Annotated in this window: 9 protein-coding genes and 2 pseudogenes; 10 read left to right on the top strand and 1 reads right to left on the bottom strand. The window is 57.5% G+C overall.

The features are described from left to right. A pseudogene (locus ACEW8J_RS06130) lies at positions 1 to 181 on the bottom strand (hypothetical protein); the annotation flags it as partial. Positions 182 to 312: 131 nt separating this feature from the next. Between ACEW8J_RS06130 and ACEW8J_RS06125 the strand changes: the two are divergent. The 10 genes and pseudogenes from ACEW8J_RS06125 to uvrC all read left to right on the top strand — a co-directional run. Beyond that, positions 313 to 3,474 (top strand): YdbH domain-containing protein, encoded by a 3,162-nt coding sequence (locus ACEW8J_RS06125; RefSeq protein WP_373490759.1) that lies wholly within the window; start codon positions 313 to 315, stop codon positions 3,472 to 3,474. A 25-nt stretch (positions 3,475 to 3,499) separates the two neighbouring features. After that, on the top strand, positions 3,500 to 3,742 hold the full coding sequence (locus tag ACEW8J_RS06120) for a YnbE family lipoprotein (RefSeq protein ID WP_373490758.1): 243 nt from the start codon (positions 3,500 to 3,502) through the stop codon (positions 3,740 to 3,742). Beyond that, positions 3,742 to 4,137, top strand: a complete 396-nt coding sequence (locus ACEW8J_RS06115) for a YdbL family protein (RefSeq protein ID WP_373490757.1) — start codon at positions 3,742 to 3,744, stop codon at positions 4,135 to 4,137. Before ACEW8J_RS06120 ends, ACEW8J_RS06115 begins: the two co-directional genes overlap by 1 nt. A 202-nt stretch (positions 4,138 to 4,339) precedes the next feature. Next, entirely contained in the window at positions 4,340 to 6,133 is a 1,794-nt protein-coding gene (locus ACEW8J_RS06110) for an SLC13 family permease (protein WP_373490756.1), read from the top strand. Positions 6,134 to 6,400: 267 nt separating this feature from the next. Continuing rightward, entirely contained in the window at positions 6,401 to 6,751 is a 351-nt protein-coding gene (locus tag ACEW8J_RS06105) for an AtpZ/AtpI family protein (protein WP_373490755.1), read from the top strand. A gap of 44 nt (positions 6,752 to 6,795) precedes the next feature. Continuing rightward, positions 6,796 to 7,548, top strand: a complete 753-nt coding sequence (locus tag ACEW8J_RS06100) for a F0F1 ATP synthase subunit A (protein WP_373490760.1) — start codon at positions 6,796 to 6,798, stop codon at positions 7,546 to 7,548. Between the two features lie 39 nt (positions 7,549 to 7,587). Next, positions 7,588 to 7,806: pseudogene (locus ACEW8J_RS06095) on the top strand (F0F1 ATP synthase subunit C); the annotation flags it as partial. 174 nt (positions 7,807 to 7,980) lie between these two features. Beyond that, entirely contained in the window at positions 7,981 to 8,466 is a 486-nt protein-coding gene (locus tag ACEW8J_RS06090) for an ATPase (protein ID WP_373490754.1), read from the top strand. Between the two features lie 22 nt (positions 8,467 to 8,488). Then, positions 8,489 to 9,016 carry a hypothetical protein gene (locus ACEW8J_RS06085; RefSeq protein WP_373490753.1) on the top strand — a complete coding sequence of 176 codons (528 nt, stop codon included), beginning with the start codon at positions 8,489 to 8,491 and terminating at the stop codon, positions 9,014 to 9,016. A gap of 139 nt (positions 9,017 to 9,155) precedes the next feature. Further along, a partial coding sequence (gene uvrC / locus ACEW8J_RS06080; protein WP_373490752.1) for an excinuclease ABC subunit UvrC occupies positions 9,156 to 10,477 on the top strand: 1,322 nt, incomplete at its 3' end.

Below are 10,477 nucleotides of genomic sequence, written 5' to 3'. Positions count from 1 at the left end.
CCAGTTGCTTGGCCAAAGGCTTGGTGTCGCGGCGCGGGATGGCGAGTGCGAGCAGATATTCGACCAGTTCATGGTCGTGCAGTCCGCCTCCGTGTCCCGTCAATATGCGATGCCGAAGTCGGGCCCGATGGCCGCTGCGGTGGTCGGTTGAGTCTGGCTGCGTGTCACATTCGCTGGTCATTCCTGTCATATAGACAGAACAAATAAGGAACGCGGTTGATAAGCGGAAAAGCGGCCGGAAATGTCTAGTTTCGATGAGAGGATTTAAAACGCGTCCGTCCCGACACTTGTACATTGCAACTTAAGGCAGACTTGTCCATTTCATCTGCAATGGAAGAAGAAATTGCCAATGACCCCGTCGGTCGCCGTTCCCGGTTTCGACTGTACGGCGGGATATTGCTTGTTCTGATCCTGCTTGGACTGATTGCCCTGTGGATCAGCCGGACGACGCTGGCCGACAATGTCATCCAGTCCCAGCTCGACGAAATGGATATCAGCGCCAGCTACGAGATCGAGGATATCGGGCTCCGCCAGCAGGTGATCCGCAATCTGGTGATCGGCGATCCGGCTCGTCCCGATATGACCGCTGAGCTGGTCGAGCTTGGCAATCGCCTGAGTCTGGGCGGTGTCGGCATCAACTGGGTCCGGGCCAGCGGGGTCAAGCTGTATGGGCGGATGGAAAATGGCGTGCTCAGCTTTGGCGAACTAGACAAGTTCACCGATCCGGAGGACGACAGTCCGCTGGCGCTGCCGGACATATGGCTGGGCCTGACCGACGCAAAGCTGCGGATCGACACCGATTATGGTGCTGTCGGACTGGCGCTCAACGGTCAGGGAGAGTTGCACGATGGCTTCAGCGGCGAAATTGCCGCGATCAGCCAGAATCTGGCTGCCGGCGGCTGCAGCCTTCAGCGACCGACTTTTTTCGGCAAGATATCCATTCGTCGCAAGCAGCCGCGGTTGCAGGGACCGCTGCGACTGCCCAATGTCACATGCGGTGATATTGATCTTGCCGCAGAGGATATGGCGGCGCAAGTTTCGGTCGATATCGGTGCGGATCTGGCGAGCTGGTCAGGCACGGTCGGCGTGCTCGGCGGTCCGCTCCGCTTTGCGGATTATTCCAGTCAGGAAATCAGGGCGTCGGTAGCGCTGGCCGGCGATTTCCAGCAGAGCAGCGGCGATGTCGATATGACCGCCAGCGGTTTGCGAACCCCCTTTGGCCGCGCGGATCGCTCGTTGATCAAAGGTCCGTTTGCGTTAGGCTATGGTGGTGCCGATCTGACGGCCAGCTTTGCCGGGAAACCGGAAATTCGAGGAGCGCGTGCAAATCAGGACATGCTGCGGCAAGCGACCCGAATGGCGGCATCGGTCGCTGGAACGCCGGTCGGCCCGCTTGCGGACAGATTTGCAAAAGCCGTGCAGCAGGCCGGGCGCCAGTTCGATATTGCCAGCGACATCAAGTTTACCAGAGGGGCAACGCGGACCACGCTTGAGCTCAATGCGCTGGGCGCCCGCTCGCAATCCGGCGCATCGGTGCGTTTGAGCGATCCCCTGCTGCTTGCCTTTACCGCCAGGAATATCCGGATGCTGGCGGACGGCAATATTCAGTTGCAGGGGGGCGGTTTTCCCAGCGCGCAACTGGTGCTTGACGATGGCAGCCTGACTCGCGGATTTTCTGGGCGGCTCGAAATGGCCAATTATCAGGCCGGCTCTGCCCAATTGAGGATTCCGGCACTGGCCTTTTCTCCCACCCGTCAGGGCGGCACCAATATCGATGGGCGGATCATCCTGACCGGACCGCTCGGCGACGGGCAGCTCACTGGTCTGCAAATACCCGTCAGCGGCAATATCGACCGAACCGGTGATTTCACCCTGTTCCGCCAGTGTATCAATCTGCAGTTCGCCAGTCTGCGCACGGCATCGCTCCGCGCCGGACCCACCAGCGCTCGGCTCTGTCCGCAAGGGGGCGCGATCGTGACCGGCAACCGGGCGGGCTTGAATATTGCGGCCAATGCGCCATCACTTTTACTCAACGGCATGGTTGGCAGCACGCCGCTGGCGATTTCGAGCGGCGCGCTGGGCTTTTCGCTCGCCAAGGGAATGACGGCGCAAAATGTCGCCATCAATCTGGGAACGCCGGACAGCATGACCCGTCTGGAAATGGCCGTGTTGAGCGCCGACTTCGGTCGCACGATCAATGGGCGAATGGAAGGGGCTTCCGGAAAAGTCGCCAATGTGCCGCTGTTGATGGAAAAGATCGATGGGACCTGGCGTTATGAAAATGGCGAATTTCTCGCCGACGCGAGTCTTCTGGTTCGCGACGAGCAACAGGTCGAACGGTTCCGGCCGATGATCAGCAACGATGTCCTTTTCCGGTTTGATGGCAATGCCCTCTCGGCAACGGGTTGGCTACGGGAGCCCGAGACCCAGATCGCGGTCGCGGCGATCGATATTCTCCATACGCTGGACAGTAGTGAAGGCAGGGCGCTGATCGACGTTCAGTCGCTGACCTTCAACGATCGGCTGCAGCCGGAACAGCTGACGCCGCTGACCCTCGGCGTGATCGCCAATGTCGAGGGGACCCTATCGGGAACCGGGCGGATCGACTGGGATGGTTCCGGAAATGGGATCAAGAGCACCGGGACATTTCGGACCAACAGCATGAATCTGGCGGCTGCCTTCGGCCCGGTGACCGGGCTGTCCGGCGAAATCAATTTTTCCGATCTTCTGGCGCTGGAAACCGGTACCGGTCAGATGGTGAGCCTGTCCGAGGTCAATCCCGGCGTCGCCGTTTTCAATGGCCAGGTCCGCTATCGCCTGTTGCCCGATTATAAAGTGCAGGTCGAAGGCGGCGAATGGCCCTTTGCCGGCGGCAAGCTATATCTGGAGCCGGCCATTCTCGATCTGAGCGAAGCAGCCGAAAGGCGGCTCGAATTCACCGTCGAGGGCATTGATGCGGCCCAGTTCCTGACCCAGTTTGATTTCGAGAATATGACCGCAACCGGGGTATTTGACGGCAAGCTGCCGATGGTCTTTGATCAGGATGGCGGCCGGATTGTCGGCGGCTATCTGGTGGCGCGCGCAGGCGGCGGCACGCTCGCCTATGTCGGTGAACTCACTTATGAAGATATGGGAACGATGGCCAATTTCGCGTTCAATGCGCTCAAATCGATCAAATATCGCAATCTTACCATCGGCATGAACGGCGATATTGCCGGTGAAATCATCACCGAGGTAAAATTTGACGGATTGCAACAAGGCGATGATGCGAGCCGGAATTTCATTACCAAGCAACTGGCGCGCATCCCGATCCAGTTCAACGTCCGTATCCAGGCGCCATTCATGCAAATGATGAGCAGCGCAAAAGCCTATTATGAGCCGGAATTGCTGGTCGGGCGGAACTTGCCGGCGCTGTTGCGCGCGCAGGAGGCACAGGCAGAGGAAGCCGGGAAGGCTCTTGAAATAGATGAATAGTCCATTCAGCCGGGGGAAAGCGAATATGCTTTATCAGACAAGTCAATTGACGGATCGTTCTTATGGTGCGATTCGCCACACGATGAAGAGACTAGCCACAACCGGCCTGATTTTGGGGATATCAACAGGGCTTTCCGCCTGCGTGCAAGTGACGGCGCCGGACAATCCGATCGTGATCAACCTCAATATCAACATCAAGCAGGAAGTGGTGTATCGCCTCGACGGTGATGCGAAAAGTTTAATCAACGAGGAAGCGGATATTTTCTGATGTTTGAATATGTAAAGAAAAATAAGGCCCTGGCTGTCATCGGCGGACTGGTATTGACAGCCGTTGTCGCCGTGCCCGCCGTGGCGCAGCGCGATCCAGCCTATGAGCAGGCGCGGTCATCGGGCGCGATTGGCGAGAAGCCGGATGGCTATCTTGGCTTTGTGTCTTCGCCGTCCACGTCGATGAAGAAGCTGGTTGACGATATCAATATCAAGCGCAAATCGGCTTACACCCGCAAGGCACAGGAAACCAATTCGACGGTGGAGCAATTTGCCTTCACCTCGGGCTGCAATCTGATCATGCGCACGGTATCGGGCGAGAAATACCAGACGCCGAACGGCACCTGGAATACGCGCGACAGTTCCGCGCCGGTGCGGGATTCTCGTTGCCCCTAAGACTTCTCTCGCAAATATGACGACAAAGGGCGTTTCGATTTTTTCGATGCGCCCTTTTTTACGGCCATCGCATGTTGGCCGAAGCGCGATGAAGGCGTATCTCTCGTTTCAACCAGAATAATGTCTTCGTGTCCCCTTTTGCTGGTGAAACAGGATATGTTCCTGTTATGGCTTTCAGCCACTACCGGCTGAGGAGCAGAATTTGGATTGGGCTTATTATTGGGATATCACAAAGCCCTATGCCGGATTGGCAATATTGATTGCCTTGTTTGTGGCCTTTGTCGGGGAGCGCCGCCCGCCTGCGGTGACGGCGGTGGTCGCGGCTGCCGTTATGCTGGCGATCGGATTGCTCAGCAGCAACGACCTGCTGTCAGTCTTTTCCAACCCGGCACCGCTGACCATCGGTGCGATGTTCATATTGTCCGGGGCGCTGGTGCGCACCGGGGTGATCGAAGCGCTGGCCGGCTTCGCTGCCCGCAAGGCCGAACATCGACCCTATCTGGCGATTGGCGGCTTTCTGGGCGGAACTTTCGCCTCTTCGGCCTTTGTCAACAATACGCCGGTGGTCATCATCCTGATTCCGATCATGCGCAAGATTGCCAAGGTGACCGGTGTTGCCGTGAGCAAGCTGCTCATCCCGCTGTCCTATATATCGATATTGGGGGGCAGTCTGACCCTGCTTGGCACGTCAACCAATTTGCTGGTGGACGGCGTCGCTCAGGAAAATGGCCAGGCCGCCTTCGGTCTGTTCGAAATAACCCTGGTCGGCCTGATCGCAGCGGCAGCGGGCATCGTCATGATCGCGATATTGGGCCCCTTGTTTCTGCCCAAGCGCGATAGCGATAGCCTCGCCGACCAATCGGATGATTACCGCTATCTGACCGACATCCGGATCAGCAAGGAAACCGATTTTGCCGGCAAGACATTATCGGACATCAGCGGATTTACCGCCTCGGGTGTCACAATATTGGGCCGGATTACCGGGCAGGGGATCGATCGTACTGCCTTTACCGAGCACCAGATTGAGGGCGGCGAGACTTTCGTTGCTTCGGTAACCCAGGAAGAATTGCTGTCGCTGGCCCGCCTGGATGGAATTTCCGTGGGCTATGCCGGTATCAAGCAGCCCGCAGTCGGATTGGACGACGAGAATGTCAAATTGGTCGAACTGGTGATCGGACCGTCGCACCGGTCAGTCGGTAAATCCCTCACCAGCCTGCCGTTCCTGTCCAGAATTCCGGCACGCGTGCTGGGCCTGTCCAGACCGCGCCATATTGCCGGGCCGAGACTGTCGGAAGCCCGCATCCGGCATGGCGACAGCCTGCTGGTCCAGACCGACGACCTGTCGCTTGGCGTGCTACAGGATAATGCAGATCTGGTGCATTTGCAGGAACCGGAGGCTCGCGCCTATCGCCGTCGCCGGGCACCGGTAGCCATTCTCACGCTGGCGATCATCATCATCGCGGCCAGTCTCGGCTTGATGCCGATAGCTGCTCTCGCGATGCTGGGGGTTGCGGTGGTCCTGTTGACCAATTGTATCGACAGCGATGAGGCATGGTCGGCCATCGATGGCAATGTGCTGGTCCTGATTTTCGGGATGCTGGCGGTGGGACAGGGATTGCAAAATGCCGGCACAGTTCAGCTGATCATTGATATATTATTACCGCTGCTGCAGATGATCTCGCCGCTGTGGCTGATCATTTCGGTCTATGCCCTGACCTCGCTGCTGACCGAGACCGCGACCAACAACGCGGTTGCTGTCATCATGACGCCGCTCGTGATCGGTATCGCCGAGCAAACCGGTGTCGATGTCCGCAGCCTGTTGGTGACGGTGATGTTCGGCGCTTCGGCCAGCTTCGCGACGCCGGTCGGCTATCAAACCAATACCCTGGTCTATGCCGCCGGCAATTACCGCTTCTCCGATTTCGTGCGGATCGGCTTGCCGCTGAATATCGGCGTTGGTCTGGCGGCTTGCATGGCAATCCATTACGTTTTCTAGTCGGCAATATTGCGGAAGCGGACATACCATCAGCGATCGGGAAGGGCCACTATCAGGGCATAGGCAGATAGGGAAAACTGGCCGTCTGCAATAGGCTTTTGCCTCTTGATCCATTGAATATTCTGGCGCCCAAACATTGATTTTTCTGCATTGCAGCATCGCTGTTGACTTGGGCGCACTCCTTTCCTAAACGGACCGCGCCTTGGCGGGTCGGCCTGCTGTTGTTTGTGGCTCTTTTTGGCGCTCTTCGGGGCTTTTGAAGGGACTATGATGGCGGCAAGCGAATCTGATCGGGATCCCCTCGAAGAGGATGTGCGGGTTTCATCGCTGGATGAGCGACTGATATCGGCCCAGAATCGAGAGCGGATCAAAGCAGGGCACCGTAACAAAGGGCCGGACGAAAGTCAGCGGCTCGGCGGAAGGGTGCTAAGCTATCTGATCGGGGGCGTGGCTGGCGGTTTCATTCTCGGGTGGATTTTCGACACCTGGTTGGGGACGACGCCTTTGTTCCTGTTGCTATTCTTTTTCCTCGGGGTGGGAGTAGCGTTCAGGAAGATTTATGTGATTTCGAGCCAGCCGGTGAATGACATCGGTACGGCGCTACCAGATGATGATTGACGATCAGGGGTTAAACAGTGGCTACCGAAGGCAAAATTGATCCTATGCACCAGTTTGAAGTGCAACCCATCTTCGATGGATTCACTTTATTCGGCCAGCAGATCAGTTTCACCAACAGCGCGCTATGGATGTTCGTTGTCCTTGCGCTGCTCTATGTGTTCATGATCGGCGGCATGAAGCGCGAGCTTGTTCCAGGTCGCTGGCAGGTCATGGTCGAGGGTATTGTCGGATTTATCGATAATCTCATCCTCAACAGCATTGGGCCCAATGGCAAGAAATATACGCCATGGATATTCACCCTGTTCATGTTCATCCTGTTTTCCAACCTGCTTGGCATGATGCCGTTCGGAATCATCCCCGGAGTCCATCCGTTCACGGTCACCAGCCAATTCACGGTCACCGGTCTGCTGGCAGCGATCAGCTTCTCCATCGTTCTGTTCGTCGGCTTCTGGAAGCATGGTTTTAAATTTTTCAGCCTGTTCATCCCCCATGGTACGCCGCTGCCGATGATCCCGCTGATCTTCATGGTGGAAGTGCTGTCGTTTCTCGTACGCCCGTTCAGCCTGGCGCTGCGGCTATTCGTGGCGATGATCGCCGGTCATATTCTGATCAAGGTGTTCGCCAGTTTCGTTATCCAGGCTATTGATGCAGGCGGCGCCAGTTGGGGTATCGCGCTGCTCAGCATCATCTTCATCGCCTTTGTCAGCGCGCTGGAGCTTTTGGTCTGTGCCATTCAAGCCTATGTTTTTGCACTACTCACGACGTTGTACATTAACGATGCGGAAAATCTTCACTAAGTCACCTTCAATCCTAATTTTATAATACGGAGTTAAAAAATGAATCTCGCTTCTGCACAAGTAATCGGCGCTGGCCTTGCTGCCATCGGTATCGGAGTTTCTGCTGCCGGTGTTGGTAATGTTTTCGCTTCTTTCCTCGAAGGCGCGCTGCGCAACCCATCTGCGGCTGACGGTCAGCAGGGTCGCCTGTTCATTGGCTTTGCTGCTGCTGAATTGCTTGGCCTGATCGCCTTTGCTGTTGCCATGATGATCCTTTACGCTCCTCCGGCTGATCAATCGGTTGCAGTTGTTGCAGCGGAAGTTGTTGCGGCTGACGCGCCAGCGGCAATGGAAGCGCCGGTAGTAGCACCAGCTGAATAATCTTGAGGACGGGTTGGCGATGCCAGCCCGTCGTCGATTTCCGATTTTGCGTCTTGAACTATCAGGTGAATAATGCCTCAAATTAGCCAGCTCATGGATGTCTATTTCGGCCAGTTCTTCTGGCTGCTGATCGTCATTGGCATCATCTATTTCGGTATTGCCAAGAATATGGTGCCAAAGATCAGCAAGACTGTCGATGACCGTCAAAAGCGGATTTCCGATGATCTCGCGGCGGCGCAGGCCGGGCAGGACAGGGCGGAGCAGATCGAAATCGACTATCGGGTCAGCATCAATGATGCACGGGCCGATGCGGTTAACATGGTCGGCGAAGCCAAAGCCAAAGTGGCACTGAAGAACGAGGCTGCCATCAACCGTGCTGACTCTGCGATCCGGAAAAAAACGGACGAGGCGGATCTTGCGCTGAAGGCAGCCCAGAGCAGTGCGATGAAGGAAATCGAAGCGGTTGCTGCTGAGGCAGCACAAGCGATCGTGAAAACGGTCTCCGGTGCCAAGGTCACGGCGACTGATGCCAAAAAGGCGGTCAAGGCCGCTTTCTAGCGCCGGCTGAAGGAGATAGACGATGCTATTGACGATTTTGGCACAAGGCGCTGAAGCCAGCGCACTCGGCTTGACGACAACCGGATGGGTCGCCGTCGGCGTGCTGATTGTGTTCGGCATCATGCTGTGGGCCAAGGTCCCCCGGATCATCGCCGAGATACTTGACAAGCAGATCGCCGAAATCAGGCAAAATCTCGATGAAGCGGCCAATCTGCGCAAAGAGGCTGAAGCCCTGAAAGCCGAATATGAGGCCAAGACAGCCGGCGCAGAGGCCGAAATCGAAGCGTTGATGTATAGCGCTGAAAAAGAAGCGGCCTCGCTGGTCGAACAAGCCGAGGCCGACACCAAAGCGCTGATCACTCGCCGGAAAAAAATGGCGGAAGAGAAAATCGGCGCGGCGGAACGGGCAGCCATTGCCGCAGTGCGGGCCAAGGCCGCGTCCGCCGCAACCCAGGCAGCCGAAGCGCTGATCGCGGCGCGCCATGATGCCGCCGCAGACAAGGCACTGATCGACAAGGCTATCGGTGATATCGGCAAGGCGCTGAACTAGGCGATGCCCCACCTGCGCGAGCAGGGAGGCTATCGCCATCAACGGGATTTTCAGAATATTGTTCCGGGTTCCTGCCATTGCAGGGACGCCGGAACGATTGATTCTGGCATTGCTCCGGATGCGTGCCTAGATAGATATCATGTCCAAGGCCGACCGTCCCGATCAACCCAATGCTGCGTCCCGTTTCAACGAGGACAAGGCCACCTATGCGGTGCGCGGGGAAGGGGATACGCCCGATCTTGAAGCGGGCATGGCAGCGATCCGCGAGGTCCTGAATACGCTGCCGACGCGCCCCGGCGTCTACCGGATGCAGGACAAGCGCGGCGATGTGCTCTATGTCGGCAAGGCGCGGTCGCTGAAAAACCGGGTGGGCGCCTATGTCCAGATGAACCGGCTGCCGCACCGGCTGATGCGGATGGTAGCGCAAACCCGTTCGATGACCATCATCACCACGGGCAGCGAAGCGGAAGCGCTGCTGCTCGAGGCGCAACTGATCAAGAAATTCCGCCCGGCCTATAATGTCCTGCTGCGCGACGACAAGAGCTTCCCGTTCATCCTGCTGCGCGAAGGCCATGATTTCCCGCGGATCACCAAGCACCGGGGGGCGCAGCGGGTCAAAGGGCAATATTTTGGTCCCTTTGCCAGCGCCGGATCAGTCAACCGGACGATCAATGCCCTGCAAAAGCTGTTCCTGCTACGCAGCTGTACCGACAGCTTTTTCAACAATCGCTCGCGGCCTTGTCTGCTCTATCAAATCAGACGTTGTTCGGCCCCGTGCGTCGACCGGATCGGCAAGGAGGATTATGCCGAGCTGGTCGATGATGCGCGCGATTTCCTGTCGGGGAAATCGACCGAAGTGCAGCAGAAGCTGGGCCAGGCGATGGAAAAGGCGGCCGATGCGCTCGATTTCGAAATGGCTGCGGTCTATCGGGACCGGCTGAAGGCGCTGACCTTCATCCAGGGAAATCAGGCGATCAATGCGGCGGGTCTGCCCGACGCCGATATTTTTGCGCTGGCGGCCAAGGGGTCCTCCGTGTGTATCCAGGCATTCTTCATCCGCGGCGGGCAGAATTGGGGCCATCGCAGTTTTTTTCCGGCACACACCACCCATGTCGAGATCGAAGAAGTGTTCTCCAGCTTCCTGATGCAATTTTATGAACGGATGCCGCCGCCCCGGCTGGTGCTGCTCGACCGGGAACTGCCCGATGCCGAACTGTTGGCAGAGGCGCTCAGTACCAAGGCCGACTATCGGGTGAGCGTGTCGAAACCGCAGCGCGGCGATCGCCGCAAGCTGCTGGCTCAGGCCAGTCGCAACGCCGAGGAAGCGCTGGACCGGCGGCTGGCCGAAACCTCCACCCAGAGCAAGATCATGCGGGAAATGGTCGATCTTCTGGAACTGGATGCGGTGCCGGATCGGATCGAAATCTACGATAATAGCCACATCCAGGGAACCAATATGGT

The organism is Parasphingorhabdus sp. (assembly GCF_041748495.1).
Taxonomy (GTDB): domain Bacteria; phylum Pseudomonadota; class Alphaproteobacteria; order Sphingomonadales; family Sphingomonadaceae; genus Parasphingorhabdus.
Note: the sequence above shows the minus strand (reverse complement) of the source record. Positions and strands in the feature narration are given on the sequence as shown.